Origin of the sequence: Halobellus litoreus, from assembly GCF_024464595.1 — an archaeon.
Classification (GTDB): Archaea; Halobacteriota; Halobacteria; order Halobacteriales; family Haloferacaceae; genus Haloquadratum; species Haloquadratum litoreum.
Genome location: NZ_JANHAW010000002.1, coordinates 659,403 through 685,308, shown reverse-complemented (window position 1 = coordinate 685,308; position 25,906 = coordinate 659,403). Strand labels below are relative to the sequence as shown.

Below are 25,906 nucleotides of genomic sequence, written 5' to 3'. Positions count from 1 at the left end.
CGGTTCCACCGGTCAGCGCATCCCCGGCGGCGGCCCCTCGTCGTCGTCGTCGATTTCGACGTCGATGCCCATCTCCAGTCGTTGCTGCCGGAGTCGGTCGATCTGTCGGCGGTAATAGAACAGCCCGCCGCCGCCGACCGCGCCGACGAGGGCGACGATCCCGCCGAAGATGTAGAGGTCACGCTGGAGGTAGAACCGGATCGAGACGGTGTCGGCGGTCACCGGCTCCGCCCAGACGACGTGGACCCTCCCCTGCGCGTCGCGCTCCGTCTCGTAGTTGCCCGGCGACACCTGCCCGAAGATCGGGAAGTCGAGCCGGCGATCCGGCGGCAACACCACCTCGTAGGTGCCCTCGACGTACGTCGGGAGCGTGAAGCGCTTCGGCGTCCCGCCGCTGGTGAACGCGAGCGCACCGCCGCTCGGCGGCGCGCCGTCGGGCAGCGCCACGATGGTCTCGTCGCGGGTCTGTCTGACCTCGCCGCTGCGGTTCTGGATCTCGCTCCCCGTGATCACCGTCCCGTTGGGGTATCGATACCGGACCGACTGCACCGAAAGCGGGTTCGTGCCCCCGAAGCCGTCGCGGCGGTACAGTTCGATCGTCGAACTGTTCGTCTCCATCACCGTCCGGAACTGCGTGTTCTCCTGGATCGTGACGTGGGCCGTGCGGTTCGTCTCCCACTCGTAGGGCGCCGCGGGTTCGCTGTCGAGTCGGTCGGCGGAGACCGGCCCGGTTCCGATGCCGAGACAGCCGCTGGTGACCGCGAGGAGGGCGAGACAGCCGGCCGCGAGCAGGAGTCGTCGGTTCATACGTGGGTTCGAGGGTTCGAGATGTATTGGTCCTCCGCTCTCTCAGGACGTCAGGACGCACTTCAGTTCCGAGCGGAGGTAGGAGCCGATGCTGGCAAGCAGCCCCGGCGGGTCGGTCCCCTCCGGACAGACGATGCTCTGTTCGAGGAGCCCGAGCCGTTCGACCGTCACGATGTCCTTCGCGTGACCGGCCCGGTTGACCGTCGCCCGGACCTGCCCCCGGGTCGCGCTGTTGACGTTCACGCGGCCGGCTCCCTCCTCGCGCGTCCAGTCGTACAGTTGGTCCCGCGTCGCGTCCGCGAGACGGGGGGTGTCGCCGGCGACGAACCGAAGCGGCGTGTGCTGGACGACCCCGAACCGGTCCCGGATCTGCGCGGGCGAGCCGGTCCCGAGGCCGAGTTCGTCGGTCCCGATCCGGACGTGCCGCCCGTCGCCGGCGTCGAGGACCCAGCCGTCGTCGTCCCAGGAGTCGAGCGTGCCGACGTACGTTTCGCCGTCCTCGAATTCGTCGGTGATCTCTCCCCAGGTCTCCGCGAGGACGTTGGCCGCGACGGTCGCGTCCTCGCCCGACAGGTCGACGCTCACGAAGTCGTCATCGCGGACGTCGACCGTCCACCCGACTTCGAGTTCGCCGACGTCGTTGCGGACGAGGGAGTCGAAACTGTCGAGCGCGCGGTCGCGGGCGTCACCGCTGACGTAGCACTTCGTCGCGAGAACGACCATCAGTCGTCCCGACCCACGTCGACGTTGAGTTCGTCACGGACCTCCTCGATCCGGCGCTCCATCGCCTCGACCATTTCGTCGTTCTCCATCGGTTCGAGGGGAGCACCCGTCTCCGGACACTGGAAGCCCTGTTCCATCGCCTCGGAGAACTCGAAGCGGATGCCCGCGGGTTCCGAGAGGTAGAACTCGTGGGTTCGCTCGTACTCCAAACGCTCCTCTAACGCGTCGAGGAGGCGGTACATCTCCTCCTGGAGGTTCTCCGGGATGTTCTCGTAGTGGAAGGTCCAGAGATAGGTGAGCCATCCGGAGTCCTCGTCGCGGACCCGACGGTACTCCGCCAGGTCGTTCTCGTAGAGGATGAAAAGCGCCCGCCGGACGTCGTTGAGTTCCAGTCCCAACTCCTCGGCGAGTTCCTCGTCGGTCACCTCGCCGTCCGGCGGAGCCGCGGCCACCGGCATCCCCGTCGGTCCGACCAGCTCGTGGAGGTACTTCTGGATGACAGGGTCGTTCAGCAGCTCCTCAAAAGCCATTGTACTCAGTTGCGCCGCTCAGTCGTTTTAAAGTTGCGGATGCGGGGTCGCTCGTCCGCTCCGAACTATTTCGACGCGGTCGTCAGTTGTTCTCGTGGAAAACATTCACACAATATTCAAAATGATTTATTATTACCCCGCTCGTAGGTATAATTCCCGCGAGAAGGCGGGGACACACTGGACGACTCGTTTCAGATCACCCGGACGCGGGCGAGACGGAACGAGTTGGGAGCCACAACCGAAGTGTCCGTCAGAAGGCGACGAGGTTACGGTTCCGAAGGAGGACCGCACCGACCCGAACGCTCGACCGCCCGGGCGGTCGAGGGAGAAGGCCAACTAGCGGAGTACGCGCAAGCGGACTTCGTGAAATTCGGCGACGCTACGTCGACAACGCCGGTGGGAACCCGGCTAACGCTCCGGCAACTGCCGGTGAAATTCCGGCTAAAGTCGGCGTGGCAGACCCAGATGGCCGTGTAGGTCGGGGAAAACGTCTCCCGTCCAGGTCTACACCGCCGTTCTCGCGTTCTCTCTGACAACGTACACCGAGAGTGTCGCGTTCGTAGCTATTCACGCAACCGATCGTCCGTAACTGATCACGCGGCCGCTCGCGACTCGTCCTCGCTCTTCGATCGCCCTCGATCCTCGATCGCTCACGGCTCGTCGAGGTCCCCGTCGACGACGCGCTTCCCGCGTTCTTGGGGTATCACCCGGCGGTCGGCGGCTTCCCACTCGCGTTCGAGTTCGCGCCCGTCGAACAGTCGATCCAGGAAGACGGCCAATCCGGCGACCTCCGAGTGGGGCTGGTTCGTGACGCCGACGTTCCAGTCGGCCGCCTCGTACACCTCGAACGGGACCTTCTCGCCGCCGACGACGATCAGGAGGGGATCTTCGCGATGCGTCTCCCGAATCTCCCCGGTCACGTCCTGCACCCGCTCGCCGTACATCGTCAGGTGGACGACCGACCCGTCCCACTCGCGGATCGTCGCGTCCAGCTGCCCCGTGAGTTCCACGTCGAAGGGGCCGCCGAAGCGATCGGTGATGTCTTCGACCGTCTCCCGGGACTGGCCGGCGTTGTCGGGAAAGATCACCCGATCCGCGCCGAGCGCCCGCGCGGTGAGACCGACGTGCGTCGTCATCCGGTCGTCCCGGCCCGGGCGGTGGCCGTACCGGAGGACGGCCACCTCTGGTGCGTCGTGCATACGCGAGTCGAGACGGGCCGGGCGCTAAGGGGCTTCGCTTCGATGGCTGGAGGGGGCGACGGGTTCGCTCAAACGGTCCTTTGAGATACCACGAAGCACTTGATGGAATCTTGTCATCGAATAGTTATGTCTCGAAAGCCGCTCATCGCGATCGGCGTGGTGGCGCTCGTCCTGCTCGCGGGGTGTTCGGGTGCCCTCTCGGCCGCCGACTCGAACGCAGACTCGCCGTCGTCGTCAGGAAGTCAAATCGAGGTCGCGGGCGCGGGTAGCGCCGACGGCCAGCCGAACCGAGCGGTCGTCGACGTCGGTGTCACGGCGACGGCCGAGGACGCCGTCACGGCCCGGCAACGACTGGCCGAGAACGTCTCCCGGATGCGGCGCGCCCTGACCGAGGCGGGCGTGGCCGACGAGCAGATCACGACCAGTTACTACGACATCGGGCGTGATTACCGGCCGCCGCGTGAGGAGGGCGGCGAGCCGGAAGTCCGGTACCGCGCGACCCACGAGTTCGAGATCACGCTCCCCGACGTCGGGCGGGCCGGTCCGGTCATCGACACGGCCGTACAGAACGGCGCGACCGACATCAACAACGTCGAGTTCACCCTGTCTGCGGAGCGAAGACAGCAACTCGAACGGGACGCCCGCCAGGCGGCGATGGCGGACGCGCGACGGAAGGCCGAGACCGTCGGGGCGACGGAGAACCTCACCATCACCGGCGTCGACGTGATCCGCGTCGACAGCGGGTCCCCGCGTCCGAGCGACGTCGAATACGCGACGCAGACACCCGCACCCGACTCCGGTGACACCGACGTCGAGGCGGGATCCGTGACGGTGGTGGCGTCGGTGCAGGTCGTGTACAACGCGACTGCGACGTGAGCGCGACTGAACGGAGCGCGCCTCGGTCCGTCCGTCTCGCCGAACGGCACGGCTTTTATTCGACCCTCGCATAGCGAGTGACGTGCAGTTCGTCGGCTACGACACGGGCGAACCGGGGCTCTACCTGAGCGACGCGTCCGTCGATTCCGCCGCTGACGATCCCGGTTCCGTCGAGTTCGTCCCGCTCGAACCCGGTGTCGAAATCGCGTACACGCTCGGCGAGCGCCGCTGTGCCGGAACCGTCACCGACGAGGGGCACGTTCCGTGCGCGAACCCGACCGCCCCGCACTGCCCGCAGCACCGCTCGACGTGGGTCTGTGCGAAGTGCACCGGGACGTGCCTCAAGGACGAGATGGACTGCGTGGAGCCGCACGCGATCTACCTGGCGGCGTTCGCGCCGGACGCGTTCAAAGTGGGCGTCACCCGGGAGTGGCGCGTGGAGACTCGGCTTCGCGAGCAGGGTGCAGACCGCGGCGCGCTCCTCTCGGTCGTCCCCGACGGCCGGATCGCCCGGCGGCGCGAGGCCGAAATCGCCACGGAGATCCCGGACCGGATCCGCGTGCCGACGAAACGGGCGGGTCTCCACCGCGACGTCGACGCCGACGCGTGGCGGGAACTGCTGGCCGAGTTCGACGTCGACGAGGCCGATCGATACGAATTCTCGTACGGGCTCGGTCTGCACGACCGCCCGGTCGCCGAAACCATCGCCACCGGGACCGTCCGCGGCGTCCAAGGTCGGCTGCTGGTCCTCGACCGTGCGGGAACCACCTACGCCGTCGACCTCCGCGACCTCGTCGGGTACGAGGCGACCCCGGAGGCGACGACCCGCGACCTGCAGGCGAGCCTCGGCGCGTGGGAGTAAATCGGCCTGAATCCGATTGAATTCGGGAGTCACGGACTGCTATTTAAATACCGCTTCGGCTCCTCGGGGTGACCGCAATGACTCGAAAGACTGTCGCGACCGTTCTCGTCGCGGCGCTCGTGGTCCTCGCCGGCTGCGCCGGTGGCATCTCCGGTGCGCCGAACGGGGGCGCAGACGACGCATCGACAGCTACGGACGTGCAGTCGCCCACCGGCGGGACCGATAGCAGCACTGGGACGGTGAATCTGTACATCAGCGACGAACGGAACGCGATCGGTGACTTCGAGCATCTCAACGTCACCATCAACCGCGTCGGACTGAAGCCGGCCGCTGACGATGGCGGCGAAGACGCCGACGAGCGCGACGATGCGGACGACGGCGGAACGGATGCGGACGACGGCGGAACGGATGCGGACGACGGCGGAACGGATGCGGACGACGAGTCGGCTGACGGCGACGAGGTGGCCGACGAGACGGACGACACCGAAACGGCTACGTCGACGACCACGGCGAAAACCGAGTCCGCTGACGCGGACGACGCAGACGGCGGTGACGAAGCCGACGACGGCGACGAAGACAGCACCGACGACGAGTGGGTCGAGTACGAGGTCGACGACCGGACGGTCGACCTGACCCGTCTCCAGGGCGCGAACGCGACGCGACTCTCGTCGCTCGACGCCCCGAACGGGACCTACGAGAAAGTGTTCGTCTACGTCTCCGACGTGAACGGGACGTTGAAAGACGGCAGCGACCAGCGCGTGAAACTGCCGAGCGGGAAGCTCCAGTTGAACTCGGAGTTCACCGTCGGTGACGGCGAATCGGTCGACTTCGTCTTCGACATCACCGCGATCAAGGCGGGCCAGAGCGGGAAGTACGTCCTCAAACCCGTCATCTCCGAGTCGGGGACCGACGTCGAGATCGACCAAATCGACGACGATGACGACGAAGGCGACGATGAAAGCGATGACGACCGTGAGAACCGGGCCGAGTCGGCGCTGAACGCCACCTTCGCCGACGATGTCGCGCCCGGCGAGAACGCGACGCTACGCGTGACGCGAAACGGCTCCGCGGTCGAGAACGCGACCGTCGAGATTGAGGGCGGACCGACCGGGACCACCGACGCGAACGGCGAGTACGTCGTCTCGATACCCGACGACGCCGAAGAACTCGAAGTGACGGTCACCCGTGACGACGCGGAGACCGAGTTGGAGTTCGAGTTCGACGACGGCGGTCCGTCCGCCGGCTCCGGAGCGAACGAGGAAGCCAGCGGATCGGACGCGACCGCGGACTAGGGACGCTCACACTTCGGCTCAGTCCCCGACCGCGGGCGTCGCGGCCGGCGTCTCCCGCGTCCGCAGGTACGTCACGACGAAGATTCCGGTGGCGACGACGATGAAGGCCGCGGCGGTGAGAAAGGCCATCGTCGTCGAGACGGCGTCTTTGATCGCCCCGACGAGGACGGGGCCGGCGACCTGTCCGACCTTCCAGGCGATCGAGCGCAGCGACATACTCGACGCGACCGAGTCCAACCGCTCGCCCTCTTCGACGAATAGCGCCATACTCGCCGGTAGGCGGACGCTGTCGGCGATACCGAGGATCCCGTAGGCGGCGAAGAGCGCGAAGAACGCCCCGCCGAGGACCTGCGTTCGGCCGAACGCCTCGAAGCTGATCGGTCGGATCGTGCCCTCGAAAAAGAGCGCCAGGGGGATGAGCGCCGTTCCGAGCCCGTACAGCAGCGCGCCCACGACCACGAACCAGTACCGCTTGCCGATCTTGTCGGTCAGATCTCCCATATACCCCTGAAAGATCGACTTCGTCAGTTTCCCTCCGGCGAGTATCCACCCGATCGCGAAGGCGTTGATCCCGAACTCGGTGCGCGCGAAGATCGGGAGGAAGATGATCACGGCCATCTTCCCGACCGAGAATCCGAGCCTGAAGATCACGAGCGATCGGACCATCGGCCGCGCCAGGAGCGCGCGGATCGTCTCGGCGCCGGTCGCTTCGTCGGGGTCCTTCCGTCCGCCGGGATCGTCCCGGAGATGCCGCCACACGAGGCCGAACGCGAGGATCGTGACCGCGGTCAGCGCCGCGTATGCCCAGACGAAGTCGTAGGCGTACAGCAGGTAGCCCCCGACGAGGTCGCCGGCGAGACTCGAGAAGGCCCCGACCTGATTGTACGCGCCGAGCCAGCGGCCGCTGCCGTCCTCGGGGCTGATCTCGCCGACTACCGCCGACCCGGTGACCCACAGCAGACTGGCCCCGAGCCCTTGCAGCACCCGCACGAGAATCACGTGGATCGAGTTCTGGACGAGTGCGAACCCGACGAAGACGGCGACGTTGATCGCCAGGCCGGCGAGCAGATAGTGCTTCGCGTTGCCCGTGTCGACTTTGCGTCCGAGCGGGAGGACGATGAACAATTGCGCGACGGCGAAGGCCGTCCCGAACAGCCCTTCGACGACGCCGGTGGTCCCGAACTGGTCGGCGTAGAGCGCCAGCGCGATGAGCACCGTCGAGTACGCCTGACTCCGGGCGAACGCGACCCCCGACAGCGCGGCGAACTCGCGGTCCCGGAGCAGTCCGAGGGCACCGCTGGCGCGTCCCATCATTCCGTGTTCGAAGCGCCGCCGCCGACGGAATTAAACGACACTATTCTGCGGCTCACAGGGGTGTGTTCTCGGGTACCGTGCGCATTCGGAACCACGCGGATGCGTCCGGCCGGGCCCGCGCGGGCGAGGGCCGAAGACGGGCGAGCGCCGTCGCTCTCGATCGCGAATCCGATATGAATGGCGGACAGCGGGATTGCCCGACGTTCCGGCACGGGGAATCTCGGTCGCCTCCTCCACCCCGCGATCCTCCGAGCGACGAACGTTCGCTGGTCCGCTGCTCGCTTCCGCGCCTGACGGGGTGCCGGCGACGAATCACCTCGGACCGACCCTGCGGCCGGCGTCGGTGAACCGCCGTCCCCGAAGGACGAGGTTTCGACGTTGGCTTCCGAGGCCCGCGCCGGTCTGACCGGACGCCCCCGGGTTCGGTCCCCGCTGAAGGCCAAAGATGCGGGTGGAGAGCAGGGCCTAGCTGCCCGACCTAGTCCGTTCCAGAGTAGACCGGGACCACATAAGGGGCTTTCGACTCGGGGACCCCGCGATCGCAAGACGCCGTTCGGGTCTCCCGGTCGGGCCGCCGGCCGCGACCCCACGCTCGCGACGGTTTACGCCACGCGCGATCGCGCGAAGCTCCCGGCGGCGATGGCGACGAACGCCGACCCGGTGACGACGATCCAGCGGTGGTTCTCGATCCAGGCGTACTCCGACGGGAAGCTGAAGAGCAGCGTCGGGTCGATCGAGAGCGCCCACACGAGCGAGAACAGGACCATCGCGAGCGCCGACACCAGGGCGACGCCGGCGAGCGTCGCCGGATCCGACCGCTCCTGGGCGGCCGCGAGGAAGACGACGACGTTGAGGAGGGCGAGCACGCCCACGATCGAGACGCCGATCGGTCCGGAGGCGTAGTAGTCCGCGACGCCCGCGCCCGGGACCGAGATCAGGAGGGCCGGCGCGAACACGACCCCGGCGAGGAGCAGACAGACGATAGCACCCAGCCTCGGCGCGACAGCGTCCAGATCCACGTTCATACCGGATGTCGAACCGGGGAGCGTGTAAGCGCTTCGAGAGACGGCGGGCGGTCGAGACCTCTGAAAAGGGAAACCGGTAAGCCACCGCCCACTCGTTGACGACTATGGAGCGCGTAGCGATCATCGGCGCGTCGATGACCCAGTTCGGGCAGCGCGAGGCGTGGATCCGCGAGTTGCTCGCGGAGGCCGGCACCGCCTGCCTCGACGACGCGGGCGTCTCGCCCGACGCGGTCGAACACCTGTACGTCTCGAATATGGCCAGCGGCGAGTTCGAGGGCCAGACCGGCGTCCCGAACGCGCTGGCCCACGACCTCTCGGCGGTCCCCGCCTACACCGCCCGAATCGACCAGACGTCCTCGTCGGGCGGCGCGGGCGTGTACGCGGCCTGGCAGTCGATCGCCTCGGGAGCCTCGGAGATGACGCTCCTCGTCGGCGGCGAGAAGATGACCCACCGGACGACCGCGGAGGCGACCGACGTCATCGCCTCGCTGACGCACCCGGTCGAGTACAAACACGGGCTCACGCTCCCCTCGTTCGCGGGCCTCACCGCTCGCCACTACCTCGACAAATACGACGCCCCGCGCGAGTCGCTCGGGAAGGTCGCGGTCAAGAACCACAAAAACGGTGTCGACAACCCGCACGCACAGTTCCAGAAGGAAGTCGACCTCGACACCGTCCTGGAGTCGCCGATCGTCGCCGACCCCCTCAGGCTCTACGACTTCTGCCCGATCACGGACGGGTCGGCGGCGCTCATGTTCTGTCCGGAGTCCGTCGCCCGCGAGTACACCGACGAGTACGCGGTCGTCTCGGGCATCGGCGGTGCGACCGACACCCACGTCGTCCACGAGCGCGCGGACCCGACGACGATGGGCGGGGTCGTCCACTCCTCGGAGCAGGCCTACGAGATGGCGGAACTGGGCCCCGACGACGTCGACGTCGCGGAACTCCACGATATGTTCACGATCCTGGAGTTCCTCCAGTCGGAGGATCTCGGTTTCTTCGAGAAGGGCGAGGGCTGGAAAGCGGTCGAGGAGGGCGTCACCGATCGCGACGGCGAGTTGCCGATCAACACCTCCGGCGGGCTCAAGTCGAAGGGCCACCCGCTCGGAGCGTCCGGCGTGGCACAGGTCTACGAAATCTACACGCAGGTCGTCGGCGACGCAGGACCGCGGCAGGTCGAGGCCGAGACGGCACTCGCCTGCAACGTCGGCGGGTTCGGAAACTGCGTGACGACGACGATCCTGGAGGGTCGAACATGAGCGACGATCGAGACGAGCACGACACCGAGAACGAACCGGCGATGGAGGCGTCCCGCTACCCCGACGGCAGCATCACCTACCCCGGCCACCCGCTCGGGCCCGGTGGTCAGGAACCGACCGGCACGGTCGACCTGAGCGAGCACGTCGCGGAGGTCGTCACCTGGACGACGTCGACCGCGACGCCGCCGGGCGTCCGCCAGCCGAACACCGTCGCCATCGTCGAGTTCGACGTCGACGGCGAACCGGTGCGGGCCATCGGCCAGGTGACGACCGACGAGGTCGACGTCGGCGACGCGGTTCGGCCGGTCTACTGCGAGGAGCTCCGCGACCCCGACGCGGGCATCCGCGAACCGGAGAGCCAGGAGTGGGACGGCTTCCGATTCGAGCCGGTCGAGTAGCGTCTCCGGCGTTCGGCACGCGGACCGAATCTCGGTGCGGCGAGCAGGAACGACCTCGGACACGCACGTTTTTGAGCGCGGCCGGTCTCTCCCCGCACATGAGCCTCGACTACCGACGACTCGGATCGACCGGAACCAAGGTCTCGGAACTCTGCTTCGGGACGTGGCGCTTCGGCCGCGAGACCGACGGCGTCGTCGAGACGAAGAAGAGCGAAGCCCACGACCTGCTCGACGCGTTCGTCGAGCGCGGCGGGAACTTCATCGACACCGCGAACGTCTACGGCGACCCGAGCGGCCGCAGCGAGTCGTGGATCGGCGACTGGCTCGCCGACCGCGACCGCTCGGAGGTCGTCCTCGCCTCGAAGGTGTACTTCGGCTTCGATCCCGACAACCCGAACGGGTCGGGCCTCTCTCGCACGCACATCAGGAACCAGATCGAGGGCACGCTCGACCGCCTCGGCACCGACTACCTCGACCTCTACTACATCCACCGCTGGGACGAGGAGACGCCGATCGAGGAGACGCTCGCGACGCTCGACCGACTCGTCGAGGAGGGGAAAGTGAACTACCTCGGGGCGTCGACGATGGCGTCCTGGCAGCTCACGAAGGCGCTGTGGAAGTCCGACGTCCACGACTGGGAGCGCTTCGAGGTCACCCAGCCGCTGTTTCACGCGGGCTACTACGAGGACGTGAAGGAGTACCTGGACGTCTGCGGCGACCAGGACCTCGCGGTCTGTCCGTACTCGCCGCTGGCCGGCGGCTTCCTCACGGGCAAGTACGAGCGCGCCGACCCCGACGACCCGGCGCAGGTGATCGCCCCCGACGGCTCTCGCGGCTCGATGGACGACCAGTTCGACGAGTACTACCTCTCCGAGCGAGGGTGGCACGTCCTCGACGCGGTCAGGGAAGTCGCCGACGAGGAGGACGCCTCACCCGCACAGGTCGCGCTCCGCTGGCTGATGGACTACCCGGACGCGACCGTCGTCCCCATCGTCGGCGCGCGGACGGTCGAACAACTCGACGAGAACCTCGGCGCGGCCGACGTGGACCTCTCCACCGCCCAGTGGGACCGCATCTTCGAGGCCCGCTACGACGAGGAGGGCCGTCGCTGGGGCCATCGCGACTGACGCGCCCCCCGGGCCGCTGTGGTCGCGCCCCCGCGATCACCGGGACGCGACGACAGCCGCCTCAGATCTCCTCGCGAACCCGCCGCGTGATTCCATCGACGTCGTACTCGTCCTCGGCTTTGTCCCAGACGACGTCGCCGTCGACGGCGACCGTCAGGACGCCGTGGTCGCCGGTCACCAGCGCGACGCGGTCCAGTCGGTCGCCGAACTGTTCGAGCAGCGCGTGCTGGATCTCCTCGGCACGGTTCAGAAAGCCGCAGGGGACGCAGTACTCGATTTCGATGGCGGACATCGACTCCCAGGTTGGTTCCGGGCGCTGTTAAGCGCGTCGCGCCCGCCGATCCGGATCGCGGAGACAGACTTTTGTTCGTCTATTGCCAACTACTATCTTGGTATGTGTTACCACCCTCTGCGGCGGGAGGCGCTGGCGAGGTTGGAACACGAGACTGGCCCGACGGAAGCGACGAGCGAGAGAACCGACCCCGAGACCGACCCGATGGACGAACGCGACGACCCGGAGACGGTGCAGCGTCCCGAACCGGTCGGGTTCGCCTGAGTGGAGCCCCGTGGCCGCTCGATCCGGCCGCGCTCACTCTTTTTGACCGTCGAAGTGACCGCCGACGAAGGGCCGCCAGTACAGGAGCGCGACGGTGAGGAGAAACACGACCGTCGAGATGTCGTAGGAGAAGTCGAACGTCGCCGCGACGACGGCCGAGCCGCCGCCGACGACGCCCGACAGGAGCGACGCGAGGATCGGCCACGAGCAGGAGACGCAGGAGAGCAGTCCGACGAGTCCCGAGACGGCCGCGCCGGCGGCGTCGATCACGGTCGCGTACACGAGATACGCCAGCGCGGCGTAGCCGACGACGCGAGCGGGCATCAGCACCAGGGCGGCCCACGGCGACGAGAAGACTGGCGCCGGCCCCCATCCGGGCGCGAGCGTCGCCAGGCGGACGCCGAACTCGCCCGCCCCGGGTCGCATCGCGGTGACGACGACGCCGCCGGCGACCGCGAGCGCGACGAAGTAGACGAGGGCGACCGCGGCCGCCCGGCGGCGCGTCGAATCGTCCGCGGGGGCCGGTTCGGTCTTCCACAGCACGAGCACGCCGACGAAGACCCAGAGGAGGCCGTAGAGCGCGTACCGCGGCTGCGTAATCGAGATGCCCGCCAGCAGGGTGTACGCCACGGCGAGCGCGGCGAGCGTGTTGCCGACGAGCGCGCCGTAGAGGAGGTCCCGAATCTCGAATCGAGACGCGGCGCTCGCGGCGGCCATCGTCAGACCACCAGCGCGTCGACGACGACGGCCAGAAGCAGCGCGCCGAGGTACGCGTTCGAGGCGTGGAACGAGCGGAACGCCGCGGACTCGGTCTGTTCGTAGTGGAGGCGGACGGCGAAGTAGAGGAAGAGGCCGCCGAAGACGACGCTCGTGAGCGCGTAGAGCAGCCCCAGCGCGTTCATCGACGCCAGCGCGCCGGCGGCGACGAGCGTCGCGGCGAGATACCACAGCACGTGCTTTCGCGTCTCGGTCTCGCCGCGGACGACGGGCATCATCGGGAAGCCGCCGCGCTCGTAGTCGTCCTTGTACGCCAGCGCGAGGTTGTAGAAGTGCGCCGGGGTCCACAGGAAGATGATCGCCGCGAGCGCGAGCCCCCCGAGTCCGACCTCGCCGGCGACGGCGACCCAGCCGATGAGCGCCGGGAGCGCCCCCGCCGCCCCGCCGATGACGGTGTTCTGGACGGTGTTCGGCTTCAGGAGCAGCGTGTACACGACGCTGTAGAACACGATCGCTGCGACGCCCAAGACGGCCGCGAGCGCGTTCACCCACGCGAACAGCGCGATCGATCCGGCGGCCAAGAGGAGGCCGAACGCGAGCGCGTTGCGGACGGGGACGAGGTCGGTCGCCAGCGGCCGGTCGCTCGTCCGCTGCATCCGCCTATCGATGTCGCGCTCGAAGACGTGGTTGAACGTCCCCGACGCGCCGATCGAGAGCACGCCGCCGCCGAGCGTCGCGAGCACGACGCCGACGGTCAGGCCGCCGGTGGTCGTCGCCGCGAGCGCCATCCCGGCGGCCGCGACGAGACAGAGCAGCCACATCAGTCGCGGCTTTGTCAGCCTGACGTACGCCTTCGCGGTCGCGAGCAGTCGCTCCCGGCCGCCGCTCGGGAGGTCCGGTTCGTACGTCGCCTCCAGCGGCGGGTCGAGGTCGACGCTGTCGACGGGTTCCTCGTTCGGGTCGCCGGTTTCGGTCTCCAACGTCCAGGCGAGCGCGGCGACCAGCGAGCCGAAGATCGCCATCCCGACCGTCAGGTGGACCGCCGAGAGGGTCGCGCCCGCGCCGCCGATCGCGACGAAGGCCCCGAGGGCCGCCTGGATCGGGTACAGGACGCCCGCGATCGCCATCGCGCCGAGCACGCGCCGCTCGATCCCCGCGCGCAAGCCGGCGACGAGCGCCGCGACGCCGAGCGCGCCGATGGCGACCGCCGCGAGACGGTGTCCGACGGCGAGCCACCCGACGGTCGACGTCGGCGTCGTCCACCCGTCGCCGCAGGCCGGCCAGGCGGCACACGACGCCGCCGCGTCGGTCAGGGCCGTCGTCGCCCCCACGAGGAGCAGGAGATAGACGCCGATGGCCGTCGCGGCGAGCAGGCCGTGAAACCGGTTGTGTGTTGGTGTCGACGGCACGAGTTGCACCTATCACACGTTAGGAATCACCGTACTTAGGAGCCCCGCTTTCGGCCCCCGACGCCGTGCTCGTCGACGTGGTGCAAGTGGGGAAAGTCAGCAACTATTTACGTGGCACTTCCTAACCTCCGATCGATGCGAAAGACGCGTTTGGCACTCGTTTCACTGCTCACGGTCCTGGTGGCGGGCCTCGCTGCGGACCCGGTCGCCGCACAGACGTCCGCCAGCGCGGAGCTCATCAACGGGCTGAACGGGAAACTGCTGTACATCGCGATCCCGATCACGCTGCTCGTCGAGGGCATCCTCATCTACACGATCGTAAAGTTCCGAAACAACGACGACCCGTCGCCGACGAAGGAGAACCGCCGTCTGGAAATCACGTGGACGATCGCGACGGCGATCATCCTGCTGTTCGTCGGCGTCGCCTCCTACGGCGTCCTCGCCGACGAGAACGTCGCCGGTCCGCCGCAGGTCGAGGACGCCGCCGGCGACCCGGTCGTGGTCCACGCCGAGGCGTACCAGTGGGGCTGGGAGATGTCGTACCCGGAGAACGGTAACTTCACCACGGGCACCGAGATCGTCGTGCCGAAGGACCGCCCGGTCGTCATCGAAGTGACCTCGCGGGACGTGATACACGGGTTCCACGTGCCAGACCTGGCGCTCAAAGTCGACGCGATGCCCGGCCAGGTGAACACGATTAGGACCGTTCCGTACGAGGAAGGGACCTATCAGGGCTACTGCACCGAGTACTGCGGTGTCGCCCACTCCCAGATGTACTTCACCGTCGAGGTCGTCTCCCAGGACGAGTACCAGGACTGGCTGGACGAACAGCAGAGCGACGAGTAATTCGCTTTTTCGCGGTTTCCCGCCCGAGCGCGCGAACACTCACGATCGCTAACCACCGTTACGCCGCTAGCACCGCCAGCACTGCCGTTCGAGGTGTGGTGCTCGTGAATAACGCAGCAGAACGGCGGATCAGACGGCGTCGACGTCGTCGGTTTCGGACGCCCGAAGCGCGAGAATCCGATCGACGATCCGTCCCGTCGAGAGCAGTTCGTCTTCGTACCGGGGCTCCCGGCCGGACGCGCGCTCCACCGCACAGTCGATGCCGCGCCCCGCGAGCGCGTCGCGGATGGCGTCCGCGTCGTGGTGCTGGTCGTGGCCGAGGACGATCACGTCGGGGTCGATCCGTTCGATCGGGACGAAGATGTCCTCGGTGTGGCCGAGGTGCGCTTCGCTCACGACTTCGAGGGCGTCGATGACGTCCCGTCGCTGTCGGTCCGGCAGCACCGGCGGTTCCTTGTGCGTGACGTTCTCCCGACGGGCGACGATGACGTGCAGTTCCTCGCCCATCGCGGCCGCCTCCGAGAGGTAGTGGATGTGACCCGGGTGGATGATGTCGAACGTCCCCTGTGCGACGACCCGACGCGTCACCGTCGCCGCCCTCCGGGTTCGCGGTACTCCTCGGAGAAGTCGAGATCGAGATCCGCCTCGGTGAAGTCGAAGAACTCCTCGGGGTCGGGGAGGTCGACGTCGAGCACGTCGAGGTCGCGCACGTCGCCGTTCTGGTCGAACGCCTTCCAGTCGGTCGGGCCGTAGGGGTGACCGAGAATGATGTGGACCTCCCCCTGCCCGAACGTGTCGAGGTCGGCGTCGCTGGGGCGGAGGACGCCGTTCGGATGCGAGTGGATCGACCCGACCGCCCGGCGGTCGTTCGGGATCATGTTGTTGTCGACGGTGGCGCTCATCGGATTCGACCGCGTCCCGGGGATGATCATCACCTCAGTGATCACGGTCCCGGATCGATCCAGATCGAAACGGCGGGCGTCCTCGCCGCGGAGGAATCCCATATACTCGTCGGGGTGAGTCTCCCGGGAGGCCTCCCGTGCGAAGTCGAGCGCGTCGGCGGCGATGCCGAGCACCTCACTCGACCGGAAGAGTCGCATACTCGGAATCGGGTTCGTCGCCTTCTAAACCTTTCGAGGGCCGTGGCGGTCGTCGTCGCCACGCGGCGCACACGCCCGCTCGGGCCTGTCCATTCCGGGCCGAAGATGCTCGCTATTCCGGGCCGAAGATGCTCGCTATTCCGGCCCGGAGACGGTGTCTACCCTGGAAGTCGAATCGATAGCGATTGTAAAGTCTTAACCGCAGCGCACCACTTCCCGTCAGTATGACCGCCGACAACGCCGGGGATTCCGGCGGCGAGTCCGCTCCGAATTCGGAGGGCGACTCGCGACCTATCGTCTACGATCTCGCACCGAACTGCACGTCCGAAGACATCGAGGCCGGCGCCAACTACCACGCCGTCGTCAACGGCGTCGTCGAGTACGGCATCTTCGTCGACATCTCCGACGAGGTGTCGGGGCTGGTCCACGAATCGAACCTCGATCGATCCTACGAGGTGGGCGACCGACTGACCGTGACGCTCGAAGAGGTCAAGGAGAACGGCGACATCGCCTTCGACGTCTTCCGGGAGTCGACGTACCAGACGGTCGTCGTCGACCACGAACCGGACCTGACGCCCATCGCGGGACTGGAGGCCGGCGATTCGGTCCACGTCGAGGGACAGGTCGCCCAGATCAAACAGACCGGCGGCCCGACGCTGTTCCGGGTGGCCGACGAAACCGGGATCGTCTCCGCGGCGGCGTTCCGCGAGGCGGGCGTCCGCGCGTTCCCCGCGGTCGACCTCGACGACGTCGTCCGGATCGGCGGCAACGTCGAATCGCACGACGGATCGATCCAGATCGAGGTCGAGTCGCTGACCCGTCTCGACGGGGAGGCCGAGGCCGAGGCACGGGAGCGTCTCGACGCCGCCTTCGAGGACCGCGCGGCCCCGGCGAGCGTCGATCCGCTCGTCGACTGGCCGGCGTTCGAGAAGCTCCGCGATGACCTCCGCGACGTCGCCCGACTGCTGCGCCGGACGGTGCTCGAAGGACGGCCGATCCGGGTGCGACACCACGCCGACGGCGACGGGATGTGCGCGTCGGTGCCGGTCCAGTTGGCCCTCGAGCACTTCATCGAGTCCGTCCACGACGACGAGGACGCCCCTCGGCACCTCATCAAGCGCCTCCCGTCGAAGGCCCCGTTCTACGAGATGGAGGACGTCACGCGCGACCTCAACTTCGCCCTCGAAGGCCGCGCTCGACACGGACAGCGCCTCCCGCTGCTCCTGATGCTGGACAACGGCTCGACCGAGGAGGACGTCCCGGCCTACGAGAACCTCGCGCACTACGATATGCCCATCGCCGTCGTCGACCACCACCATCCAGACCCCGACGCCGTCGACGATCTGCTGGACGCGCACGTCAACCCGTACCTCTACGACGAGGACTACCGGATCACGACCGGGATGATGTGCGTCGAACTCGCGCGGATGATCGATCCAGACCTGACCGACGAACTGCGGCACGTCCCCGCGGTCGCCGGACTCGCGGACCGCTCGAAGGCCGACGCGATGACGGAGTTCATCTCGCTGGCCGAAGCGGAGGGCTACGACCGCGAGCGCCTGCTCGACGTCGGCGAGGCGCTCGACTACGCGGCCCACTGGCTGCGCTACAACGACGGCCAGTCGCTCGTCAACGACGTCCTGAACGTCGGCTGCGACGACGAAGCGCGCCACGACGAGCTGGTGGACTTCCTCGCGACGCGCGCCGAGCGCGACGTCGACCAGCAGATGGACGCCGCCGCCTCCCACCTCGAACACGAGCGATTGGAGTCGGGCGCGCACCTCTACACGGTCGACCTCGACGAGTGGGCCCACCGCTTCACCTACCCCGCGCCGGGGAAGACGACCGGGAAGCTCCACGACCGGAAGGTGAAAGCACACGGCGAGCCGGTGATCACGATCGGCTACGGCCCCGACTTCGCCGTGCTCCGCTCGGACGGCGTCCGGCTCGACATCCCGCGGATGGTCGCCGAACTGAACGAGGAGGTCGTCGGCGGCGGCGTCTCCGGCGGCGGCCACCTCGTCGTCGGCTCGATCAAGTTCGTCAAGGGGATGCGCGAGGCGGTCATCGACAGCCTCGTCGAGAAGATGGCCGACGCCGAACTCGACGAGGAACTCTCCTCGCAGGCGGTCGTCGACACCGAACTCTGAGGTCGGCGACGACGCGTCTCGCGCCGCCGTCGATCGTTTCTCACTCGACGCTCACAGCCGATCCTCGCTCGGACCACGAAGCCGACGGTCACTCGAATCATCGCGCCGTTACTCACTCGAATCGCACCGTCCGCCGGAGTGCCAACCCCGCGAGCGCGACGCCCGAGAGCGCCCCGAGCGCTAGCGTCGTTTTCGTCTTCCAGTCCGTTCCGCCGCCGGCGTCGCCGGCCGCCCGCTCCCAGTCGGCCGCGAACGTCTCACCGTAGTAGGCCGCTGGCTCCGACCCGTCGAGGGCGAGGACGACCTCCCTGTTCTCGGTCGTCGCGTGCGCGTTCCAGTTGAGGCTGCCGACGAGTACCGTCTCTCCGTCGACGACGGCCCCCTTCGCGTGGACCTTGCCGAAGCGACCGCCGGGTCGGGCGATCCGCGCCTCGATCGGTACGCCGCGCTCACCGAGCCGGGTCGCCCGCTCGACGACCGCCCGGTTCGACTCCTCGTCGTACCACGCGTTCGACAGCAGGATCCGAACGCGGACGCCGCGCTCGGCGGCGGCGACGAGCGCGGCGAAGTACGCCCCTTCCGCGTCGAGCCGCGGCGAGAGCACGTCGATCCGGTGGTCCGCGTCCTCGATCGATCCCCGAACCGCGCCGCCGGCGTTTCCCGGTGCAGTCAGCACCCGAACGTCGGTGACGGCAACGGACTCCGGCTGGAACCGCGAATCGAACGACCCCGTCGCCGGCGACGCCTCGACGAACGACGAGTTCGCCCGATGGCGGCGCCACGGGACCGCGTCGATGCCGTCGGCGTCGTGTGCGAACACGGCGGCGAGTTCGTCCGCAGTTCCCCCGGAGTGGACCCGAACGCCCCAGCCGCGGCTGTCGCGTCCGCCGGTTCCGGACGGCTTCCAGTTTTCGGTCAGCACGAGCGCGTCGTCGTCGGCGACGGCGTATTTCGGATGGTGAAAGGCGAACCGGGCGTGCGGGCCGTCGATCACGCGGACCTCGACGCCGCCGGCGACGAGGCGATCGAGCTGCTCGCGCTGTGCGGTCGTCATCCCGCCGACCGGCCCGCCCTCCAGCAGCACCCGGACGCGAACGCCGCGGTCGGCGGCGGCGAGCAGCGCGTCGGCGACGCGTGCGGAGGAGAACGTGTAGCCCGCGAGGAGGATCCGCTCGTCGGCGTCTTCGAGCGTCTCGATCGGCACGTCGGGGGCGTCCGGAAGCGTGAACGCCGTCGCGGTCGCGGGTCCGGTCGCGACGACCGGACGCGGGGAGAGGCCTCTGGGCGTCCACCGGCCGCTCGTCGCGTTCAGTCGCTCGCCCGCCGCCGCGCGGTCGTATTCCAGCCGGTCGAGGACGCGGTCCCCCCGGCGGAGTATCAGTTCCTCGCCACCGTTCGAGAGGTAGAGCCCGGCCTCGGCAACCGGGACGTCGACGAGTCGCCGCGTCGCGTTCGGCGTTTCCGAGAGTGCGACGACGCCGTCCGGGGGGACGGAGACGGTCGATTCGCCGTCCGAAAGCGTCAGGTTCGACGCGCCTGCGGCGTCGACGACGACGTACTCGCCGGCGTCGCCCTCGGCCACGGGATCCGGGAACACGGCGACGATCCGCGGGCCCGAGTCGGGACCGGACGAGCCCGCAGCCTCCGTCGCCGCACCGACTGCGGAACCGCTTCCCTCGACCGCCCCCGCGACCGACACGCCCCCGAGCGCGGTGACGCTCACGACCAGAACGAGACAGGCGAGGACGGCGACGCGGTGGCTCCGGGGCGGGGCGGCGCGGTCCGTTCGACGCGCTCGGCCGGCAGCGGCGCGCTCGGTCAGTCGGTCGGCTGGCACGGCCCGTCTGGCCGCCCGATCCTACTTGAACCTACGTCGGCCGGAACGAGAGCCGGTCTTACGCCGCCGGCGCTTCCGCGTCGGCGTCGGTGTCGTCGAGCGCCTCGGACGCCAGTTCGGCCTCGTGCTGGACGAGGTAGGAGCGCTCGTCGGCGTAGTCGGCGACGACTTCGAGCGCGTCCTCGGTGCCGATCTGTCGCAGCGCCCAGGCGGCGGCCGCGCGGACGGTGTCGCTGTCGTCCTCGGCGAGGGCGTCGGAGAGCGGGTCGACGGCGCGCGTGTCGCCGATGAGCCCCAGCGCGCGGGCGACGTAGGGCCGGACGTTGTCGTTGTCCATCTCCAGTTTGTCCGCGATGGCCTGCGTCGCCTCGGTCGATCCGATCTCGCCGAGCGCGCGGAGCGTCACTTTCTGGAGGCCCGGGTCGGAGTCGGCGTCGACGTACTCGACGAGCGTCTCGACCGCCTCCTCGGCACCGTCGCCCATCCGGCCCAGCGCCTTGATCGCGGTCTTGTCGCGGCGCTGAGCGAGCTGGTGCATCTCCTCGAACGCCTCGGGGTTAGCCATCCGCACGAGGGCGTCCATACAGTGCTCCTGCATAAACTCCGACTGGAGGCTGTCCTTCGCGAGCAGCACCATATCCACGCGGCCGCGCGCCTCCCACTGCTTGAGCGCCGACAGCTCCGGGGGGTAGTCCTTGTAGTGACCGAGCACGTCGTAGAAACCCTCGGCCATCAGCTGCTCGTTGGTCTCCAGGTCGTCCCACTCCTGGGCGTCCTCGAGGCCGGATTCGAGTTCGTCGGTCGCCTCCAGCAGCGTCGCGATGGTCTCTGCGTCTTCGTCGGCGTCGAGACCGGCGTCCTCGACGGCCGCGATCGCGTCGTCGAGCGCGGCGACCAGCGCTTCCTCCTGCTCCTCGCCGGTCGCGTCCTCGTCGACGGAGACGGCGGCGTCGAGCGCGTCGTTCACGGCATCGGCGAACGCGGCGACGACGTCGACGATCTCAGCGGCGCCCTGTTCGGTCCAGCGCGTGTCAGTGATTTTCGAGCTCGCCGCTTCGACGTCGTCGACCACGTCGCTGGCGTACGGTCCGCGCTGGGATTCGAGTTCGTCGCGGAGGTCCCCGAGGCGCGATTCGAGTTCCTCCCGCGGATCGTCGGCGTCATCGTCGTCCTCGTCGGGTTCCGGCAGGTCGGCGGCTTCGAGGTCCGACTCGATTTCGTCGAGATCGGCCTCGACGTCGTCGAGGTCGGCCTCGGTCGCCGCGTCCCCCAGACCGGACTCCACGTCGTCGAGGCGTTCGTTCAGGGTGTCGGGCGTCACGTCTGGTGTGTCTTCGGACGCCGCCGCGTCGGAATCAGCGGCCGTCTCGTCGTCCCCGTCGCTCATATGCCTGATATCCGTCCGTACCCGAAAAGAGCGTTTCCCTTCTCTCCTCGGCGCGGATCCGGCTCCGAGCGGCGACCGCAACGTTATATTTCTCCCCGGTCGCAGTTCCAGCCGATGACCGCTCCGGATCAGGGTTCAGCGGCCGACTCCGAGACCGGTTCCGACTGGGACTCGGACGCGTACGACGGCTCACACGCGTTCGTCTACGAGTACGGCGCAGACGTCCTCGACCTCCTCGATCCCCAATCGGGCGAGCGGATTCTCGACCTCGGCTGCGGCACCGGCCACCTGACCGACCGCATCGCCGACGCTGGCGCGGACGTCGTCGGGATCGACCAGTCCGCGGAGATGATCGAGACGGCCCGCGAGACGTACCCCGAACTGGCGTTCCGGCGGGGCGACGCCCGCGACTTCGAGGTCGCGGACCCGGTCGACGCCGTGTTCTCGAACGCGGTGCTGCACTGGATCGACGACCAGGACGCCGTCCTCGACTCGGTCGCGGCCGCGCTCCGACCCGGCGGGCGCTTCGTCGCCGAACTGGGCGGCAGCGGAAACGTTGGCGCGATCGCCGACGCAGTCCGAGCGGAACTGCGCGAACGGGGCTACGAATCCCCGACCGAGCCGTGGTACTTCCCGACGATCGGCGAGCACGCGACCGCGCTGGAGGCGCACGGCTTCGAGGTCCGGTACGCGAGGCTGTTCGATCGGCCGACCGAACTCGACGACGGCGAGGACGGGTTGGCCGGGTGGCTGGAGATGTTCGGCGATCGGCTGCTCGGACCGGTCCCGGACGGGGAGCGCGCTGGGGTCGTCGCCGCCGTCGAGGACCGACTCCGCGAGGAACTGTACGACGACGGCGTGTGGACCGCCGACTACCGCCGACTCCGGTTCGTCGCCGTGCTGGAGTAAGGAGGCTCCGGGCAGCTACACCGCGTCCAGATACGTCTCCGCGAGGCCGTCGAGTGCCTCGTGGTGTTCGGTCGTGTGCGGGGCCGTCAGCGGTGAGACGGACACGCGGCCTTCGACGACCGCGCGTCTGTCGGTTCCGGCGGGATCCGGAAGGTCGTCCGTGCGCATTCGCTCCCAGATCCCGTCGTGCAGCGTGACCGTCCCGTTACCGTCGTGTTCGGCCGTCATCTCGTACAGCGTCGACGGCGTCGTGATCTCGAGCGGCGCCGGACCGCCGGCCCCGTCGGCCAGCGGCGCGTTGACGTTCAGGTACTCGGCCTGCTCGAACACGCCGGCCCCGAGCGCGTGCCGGAGCAGATACGTCGTCGCCCGCGTCGCCTCGCGGAAGTCCTCGGTGTCGGTCGCCTGTTCGTGCCAGGGCGTGTCGCCGCCGCCGGGGACGTACAGCGAGGTGGCGATCGCCGGCACGTCGAAGAAGGCCGCCTCGACGGCGGCGCTGACCGTCCCCGACCGACCCAGCACGTACGCGCCGAGGTTCGCGCCCTTGTTGCACCCGGAGACGACGGCGTCGACGTCGGGACAGAGCGATTCGAGACCGGCGACGACGCAGTCGGCCGGGGTCCCCTCGACCGAGTAGCCGAGTTCGTGTTCGCGGACGCTGACGTCGGCCGAGAGCTGTCGGCCGACGGCGCTCTGGTCGTTCGCGGGCGCGACGGCGGTCACGTCGGCGAACGCCGAGAGCCCCTCGTACAGCGCGCGGAACCCGACGGCGTCGATCCCGTCGTCGTTCGTCAGGAGGACGGAGAGCGGTTCGCTCATACGGGGGTCTTCGTCGGACAGCGGAAATGTGTACCGCCCGTGGCGACTCCCGGACGCCCGGATTCGCTCAGGCGACCCGCTCGACGAACGTCTCGCCGTCGACGACGAGGTTGTACGCGCCCTCGTCGTCGTTCCACAGACAGAGCGCGTTCTCGAACGCCAGCACGTCCCCGTAATCCGCGTGGAGCAGCGCCTCGTTCAGCGCGTCGCGGGCGGTCGAGACGGCGTAGTGCTCCACCGACTCGCTCCCATCGCCGATCTTGAACAGCGGGTGCGCGTCGGCGTCGTCGGTCAGATCCCGACTCAGTTTGACGGCGAGGAGGTCGATCCGGTTCGTGACGTGACGCTCCATCTCGGCCATCTTCGCGTGGCGGTCCGGATCCGCGAGGACGTCCGTCCGACTCGCGCCGTCCGGTCTGAGGATCGCGTAGGAGAACTGCACCGTCTCGTTCCTGAACGTGCCGTCTCCGGGCGTTCGGACGGACGCCTCGCTCGCTGCTTCGGGGGCGTCGGACTCGCCCGCCTCGTCGAGGCGGCGCTGGAAGGCCGGGGCCTCGACGTCGGGGCGGCGGTCGAACGACCACCCCCGATCGGTGGGGGCCTCCCCGGGCCACAGCCGGAGCGTCGGCGCGTAGACCGACGTCTCGGAATCCGCCGGGACGAGCGCGCGCTCGATCTCACGGAGCCCGATGCTGGTGTTCCGATCGGCTGGCGCGATGGCGAGGAACGACCCGTCGTCGGCGACCGCGTCCAGGTACCGGGCGGCGACGGCCTCGGGGTCGTCGAGTTCGCTCAACACGTTGGCGAAGAGAACGAGGTCGATGCCCGCGCCGTCGGCGGTGACCGACTCGGGGTCGAACGCCTCGGCGGTCTCGCGGTGGATCATCGTCCGGAAGTTCCGACCGGTCTCCGCGAGCAACGGCTCGAGGACGTCCGCCGCGGCCGACGGTTCGACGGCGTGGTAGTCGACGACGGCGTCGTTCGGCAGGTAATCGTGAAGACCGAGCGCCGGCCCGCCCGCGCCCGCGCCGACGTCGAGAACGCGTAGGGTTCTGGAGAGACCCTCCCGCTCAGCGAGGTCGTCGAGGACGTATCCGATCGCGGCGTAGTAGTCCGGCAGGTGATAGATCGCGTAGCCCATCGCGGCCACGTCGTCGTAGTCGACGGGATTCCCCCGGTAGTAGTCCTCCTTGAGCCGCCGGATCGCTTCCCGGAGTCGATCGCCGCTCTCGCCGCGGTGCCAGTTCGCACCGTACCGTTCGACCAGGAGGTCCTCGACGGCGAACGCGTACCGTTCGGGAATCGCCTCGGGGTTCCACCCCGGCCGCGGGACGGGCTCGTCGCTCGCCGGAACGAAGGTACCGTCCTCGCGTTCCCGGAGGCCCAGGTCGAACGCCTCCTCCCTGAGCGTCTCGCGGACGACCGCCGGATGGGGCGTGCCCTCGACGTACTCGTGGATCTCCTCGGGATCGATCGGGCGGACCTCCCGCAGGTACTTCGCGTTCGCGCGGACGGCCTCGCGGTCGATCACTGTCGGTCGCCTCGCGTCGAATCGTCCCCGGTCGTCGATTCCTCGGCGGCGTCGCCTTCCGTTAGCTCGTCGTCCGCGGACGCCTCGCCCGGATCCGTCGGACCGCCCTGTCGACGCCGCTTGCCTCTTGCCTCTTCGTACAGGCGTTCGAACGCCTCCCCGTCGGCCTCGGCGATGCGCTTCGCGGCCGCGGCGACGGCGTCGGCACCCTCGAAGGACTCCTGGATCTCTCGGTAGACGCGCGGCGTTCCCTCGGTCACGGTCCCGACGAGATCCGAGAGCGCGCGCGAGACGGGCGTCGCGAACTCCTCGCGGACGTCCTCGGCCGCCAGGGCATATGCGAGGATCGCGGTGTGGGCCCCCGCTTGTACCGTCTCCATCGCGGAATCGTGCTCCTCGGGATCCGTCTCGAAGACGTGGTTTCCGGCGTCGTCGATGGCGTCGAGGGCCGCCTCGGTGACCGGTCCCCGGGCGTCGATCACGGCCGCGACGTTCCCGGGCGCGTTCTCCGGTGCGAACAGCGGATGCAGGCTCACGCGCTCGCGCTCGGGCAGGTGTTCCCGCATCGCTGTGACCGGATCGGCCATCACGCCGGTGACGTCGAACATCGCCCGCGAGGCCTGGTCGGCGTGAGACTCGATCGCGGTTCGGGCGGCGGTGATCGGCACAGCGATACAGACCGCATCGAACGTCGCCGTGGTGTCGAGTGCGACCACGCGTCCGCCCGTGTCGTCCGCAGCGGCGCTCGCGGCGTCCGGGTCTCGATCGGCGAACGCGACTTCGAACTCCGCGTCGAGCGTCTCGCCGGCCCAGCGACCCATCGCGCCGGCCCCGACGACGAGTACCTCCATTGCCGCCGACTACGCGCCGCCGCAATCAAAAGGGGTTCGATGCGAGGCTTTCGCGGGGTGACTGTCCGCGGGACTCACGAGTCCCGGCAGACCGAGTCCCACGGTCTCCGTCCGGAGTCATCCGTTGGCCTCCCACGTCGGCTAGCTGACCGATTCTCCGTTCCGAAATATCGAATTTGATATCTGGAAGCGTACGTTTATTGGGTCGCTTGCTATACTCACGCTGGGGGAAAGGAATCTGCGCCGCCGTGATACTGACCGGCCGATCGAGTCGAGAGGGACCGCCGCTGCCGCCGACCCGGGAACACCCGCGTCCGGTCGGACGGAGGGAGAATGCACGCTTAACGCGCGTATAACAATACGCTAGTAAGGACAGCAGTTA

Annotated in this window: 26 protein-coding genes and 1 other RNA gene; 10 read left to right on the top strand and 17 right to left on the bottom strand. The window is 68.5% G+C overall.

All coding sequences use genetic code 11. The annotated features are described in order from the left end of the window. Positions 1-12: 12 nt before the first annotated feature. From NO360_RS11015 to NO360_RS11000, 4 genes are all read right to left on the bottom strand, one after another. The gene (locus NO360_RS11015) at positions 13-807 is read right to left on the bottom strand and encodes a DUF5803 family protein (protein WP_256307857.1); all 795 of its coding nucleotides are present in this window, start codon (positions 805-807) and stop codon (positions 13-15) included. Positions 808-849: 42 nt separating this feature from the next. Then, positions 850-1,530, bottom strand: a complete 681-nt coding sequence (locus tag NO360_RS11010; protein ID WP_256307856.1) for a DUF2110 family protein — start codon at positions 1,528-1,530, stop codon at positions 850-852. After that, the gene (locus NO360_RS11005; protein WP_256307855.1) at positions 1,530-2,060 is read right to left on the bottom strand and encodes a transcription factor; all 531 of its coding nucleotides are present in this window, start codon (positions 2,058-2,060) and stop codon (positions 1,530-1,532) included. Before NO360_RS11005 ends, NO360_RS11010 begins: the two co-directional genes overlap by 1 nt. A 650-nt stretch (positions 2,061-2,710) precedes the next feature. Then, the gene (locus NO360_RS11000) at positions 2,711-3,259 is read right to left on the bottom strand and encodes a tRNA (cytidine(56)-2'-O)-methyltransferase (protein WP_256307854.1); all 549 of its coding nucleotides are present in this window, start codon (positions 3,257-3,259) and stop codon (positions 2,711-2,713) included. 126 nt (positions 3,260-3,385) lie between these two features. On the opposite strand from NO360_RS11000, the gene NO360_RS10995 reads away from it, so the two are divergent. The 3 genes from NO360_RS10995 to NO360_RS10985 all read left to right on the top strand — a co-directional run bounded on the left by NO360_RS10995 (position 3,386) and on the right by NO360_RS10985 (position 6,289). Next, positions 3,386-4,135: an SIMPL domain-containing protein gene (locus NO360_RS10995; protein ID WP_256307853.1), complete on the top strand. Its 750-nt coding sequence runs from the start codon at positions 3,386-3,388 to the stop codon at positions 4,133-4,135. Between the two features lie 82 nt (positions 4,136-4,217). Next, on the top strand, positions 4,218-4,997 hold the full coding sequence (locus NO360_RS10990) for a DUF2797 domain-containing protein (protein WP_256307852.1): 780 nt from the start codon (positions 4,218-4,220) through the stop codon (positions 4,995-4,997). Positions 4,998-5,074: 77 nt separating this feature from the next. Then, positions 5,075-6,289: a DUF4382 domain-containing protein gene (locus tag NO360_RS10985; RefSeq protein ID WP_256307851.1), complete on the top strand. Its 1,215-nt coding sequence runs from the start codon at positions 5,075-5,077 to the stop codon at positions 6,287-6,289. Positions 6,290-6,307: 18 nt separating this feature from the next. Here NO360_RS10985 and NO360_RS10980 read toward each other — a convergent pair whose 3' ends face one another. The 3 genes from NO360_RS10980 to NO360_RS10970 form a co-directional block, all read right to left on the bottom strand. Further along, complete coding sequence (locus tag NO360_RS10980) at positions 6,308-7,603, bottom strand: MFS transporter (protein WP_256307850.1); 1,296 nt, start codon at positions 7,601-7,603, stop codon at positions 6,308-6,310. 178 nt (positions 7,604-7,781) lie between these two features. Beyond that, positions 7,782-8,094: signal recognition particle sRNA (ffs, locus tag NO360_RS10975), an RNA gene on the bottom strand. 111 nt (positions 8,095-8,205) lie between these two features. Further along, complete coding sequence (locus NO360_RS10970; protein WP_256307849.1) at positions 8,206-8,628, bottom strand: DUF7548 family protein; 423 nt, start codon at positions 8,626-8,628, stop codon at positions 8,206-8,208. 104 nt (positions 8,629-8,732) lie between these two features. On the opposite strand from NO360_RS10970, the gene NO360_RS10965 reads away from it, so the two are divergent. The 3 genes from NO360_RS10965 (at position 8,733) to NO360_RS10955 (ending at position 11,412) form a co-directional block, all read left to right on the top strand. Further along, positions 8,733-9,887 carry a thiolase family protein gene (locus tag NO360_RS10965; protein ID WP_256307848.1) on the top strand — a complete coding sequence of 385 codons (1,155 nt, stop codon included), beginning with the start codon at positions 8,733-8,735 and terminating at the stop codon, positions 9,885-9,887. Further along, entirely contained in the window at positions 9,884-10,285 is a 402-nt protein-coding gene (locus tag NO360_RS10960) for a PhlB family protein (RefSeq protein WP_256307847.1), read from the top strand. Before NO360_RS10965 ends, NO360_RS10960 begins: the two co-directional genes overlap by 4 nt. A gap of 98 nt (positions 10,286-10,383) precedes the next feature. After that, positions 10,384-11,412, top strand: a complete 1,029-nt coding sequence (locus NO360_RS10955; protein WP_256307846.1) for an aldo/keto reductase — start codon at positions 10,384-10,386, stop codon at positions 11,410-11,412. 61 nt (positions 11,413-11,473) lie between these two features. Here the strand turns inward: NO360_RS10955 and NO360_RS10950 are convergent, their stop codons facing one another. Continuing rightward, a complete protein-coding gene (locus NO360_RS10950; protein ID WP_256307845.1) occupies positions 11,474-11,704 on the bottom strand; it encodes a SelT/SelW/SelH family protein in 231 nt (76 codons plus the stop codon). A gap of 102 nt (positions 11,705-11,806) precedes the next feature. On the opposite strand from NO360_RS10950, the gene NO360_RS10945 reads away from it, so the two are divergent. Next, complete coding sequence (locus tag NO360_RS10945; protein ID WP_256307844.1) at positions 11,807-11,968, top strand: hypothetical protein; 162 nt, start codon at positions 11,807-11,809, stop codon at positions 11,966-11,968. A gap of 33 nt (positions 11,969-12,001) precedes the next feature. Here NO360_RS10945 and NO360_RS10940 read toward each other — a convergent pair whose 3' ends face one another. Together NO360_RS10940 and cyoE are read right to left on the bottom strand one after the other, a co-directional pair. Continuing rightward, a complete protein-coding gene (locus NO360_RS10940; RefSeq protein WP_256307843.1) occupies positions 12,002-12,685 on the bottom strand; it encodes a DUF7546 family protein in 684 nt (227 codons plus the stop codon). Positions 12,686-12,687: 2 nt separating this feature from the next. After that, positions 12,688-14,094 (bottom strand): heme o synthase, encoded by a 1,407-nt coding sequence (gene cyoE / locus NO360_RS10935; RefSeq protein ID WP_256308523.1) that lies wholly within the window; start codon positions 14,092-14,094, stop codon positions 12,688-12,690. Between the two features lie 135 nt (positions 14,095-14,229). On the opposite strand from cyoE, the gene coxB reads away from it, so the two are divergent. Continuing rightward, a complete protein-coding gene (gene coxB / locus NO360_RS10930; protein ID WP_256307842.1) occupies positions 14,230-14,940 on the top strand; it encodes a cytochrome c oxidase subunit II in 711 nt (236 codons plus the stop codon). A gap of 129 nt (positions 14,941-15,069) precedes the next feature. On the opposite strand, the gene NO360_RS10925 is transcribed toward coxB, so the two are convergent. Together NO360_RS10925 and NO360_RS10920 are read right to left on the bottom strand one after the other, a co-directional pair. Further along, positions 15,070-15,528: an FAD synthase family protein gene (locus tag NO360_RS10925; protein WP_256307841.1), complete on the bottom strand. Its 459-nt coding sequence runs from the start codon at positions 15,526-15,528 to the stop codon at positions 15,070-15,072. After that, positions 15,525-16,040 (bottom strand): Mov34/MPN/PAD-1 family protein, encoded by a 516-nt coding sequence (locus tag NO360_RS10920; protein ID WP_256307840.1) that lies wholly within the window; start codon positions 16,038-16,040, stop codon positions 15,525-15,527. The genes NO360_RS10925 and NO360_RS10920 overlap by 4 nt, the downstream gene beginning before the upstream one ends. A gap of 224 nt (positions 16,041-16,264) precedes the next feature. Here NO360_RS10920 and han point away from each other — a divergent pair, with 224 nt between their 5' ends. Continuing rightward, positions 16,265-18,190 (top strand): Hef-associated nuclease, encoded by a 1,926-nt coding sequence (gene han, locus NO360_RS10915; RefSeq protein WP_256307839.1) that lies wholly within the window; start codon positions 16,265-16,267, stop codon positions 18,188-18,190. Between the two features lie 112 nt (positions 18,191-18,302). Here the strand turns inward: han and NO360_RS10910 are convergent, their stop codons facing one another. Both NO360_RS10910 and NO360_RS10905 read right to left on the bottom strand, forming a co-directional pair. Further along, positions 18,303-20,027: a phospholipase D-like domain-containing protein gene (locus NO360_RS10910; RefSeq protein WP_256307838.1), complete on the bottom strand. Its 1,725-nt coding sequence runs from the start codon at positions 20,025-20,027 to the stop codon at positions 18,303-18,305. Between the two features lie 58 nt (positions 20,028-20,085). Next, positions 20,086-21,414: a HEAT repeat domain-containing protein gene (locus NO360_RS10905; RefSeq protein ID WP_256307837.1), complete on the bottom strand. Its 1,329-nt coding sequence runs from the start codon at positions 21,412-21,414 to the stop codon at positions 20,086-20,088. Positions 21,415-21,528: 114 nt separating this feature from the next. On the opposite strand from NO360_RS10905, the gene NO360_RS10900 reads away from it, so the two are divergent. Continuing rightward, entirely contained in the window at positions 21,529-22,323 is a 795-nt protein-coding gene (locus NO360_RS10900) for a class I SAM-dependent methyltransferase (RefSeq protein ID WP_256307836.1), read from the top strand. 15 nt (positions 22,324-22,338) lie between these two features. Here the strand turns inward: NO360_RS10900 and surE are convergent, their stop codons facing one another. The 3 genes from surE to NO360_RS10885 all read right to left on the bottom strand — a co-directional run bounded on the left by surE (position 22,339) and on the right by NO360_RS10885 (position 25,524). Continuing rightward, a complete protein-coding gene (surE, locus tag NO360_RS10895; RefSeq protein ID WP_256307835.1) occupies positions 22,339-23,142 on the bottom strand; it encodes a 5'/3'-nucleotidase SurE in 804 nt (267 codons plus the stop codon). 67 nt (positions 23,143-23,209) lie between these two features. Further along, complete coding sequence (locus tag NO360_RS10890) at positions 23,210-24,673, bottom strand: small ribosomal subunit Rsm22 family protein (protein WP_256307834.1); 1,464 nt, start codon at positions 24,671-24,673, stop codon at positions 23,210-23,212. Continuing rightward, positions 24,670-25,524, bottom strand: a complete 855-nt coding sequence (locus NO360_RS10885) for a prephenate dehydrogenase/arogenate dehydrogenase family protein (RefSeq protein WP_256307833.1) — start codon at positions 25,522-25,524, stop codon at positions 24,670-24,672. Before NO360_RS10885 ends, NO360_RS10890 begins: the two co-directional genes overlap by 4 nt. Positions 25,525-25,906: the final 382 nt, after the last annotated feature.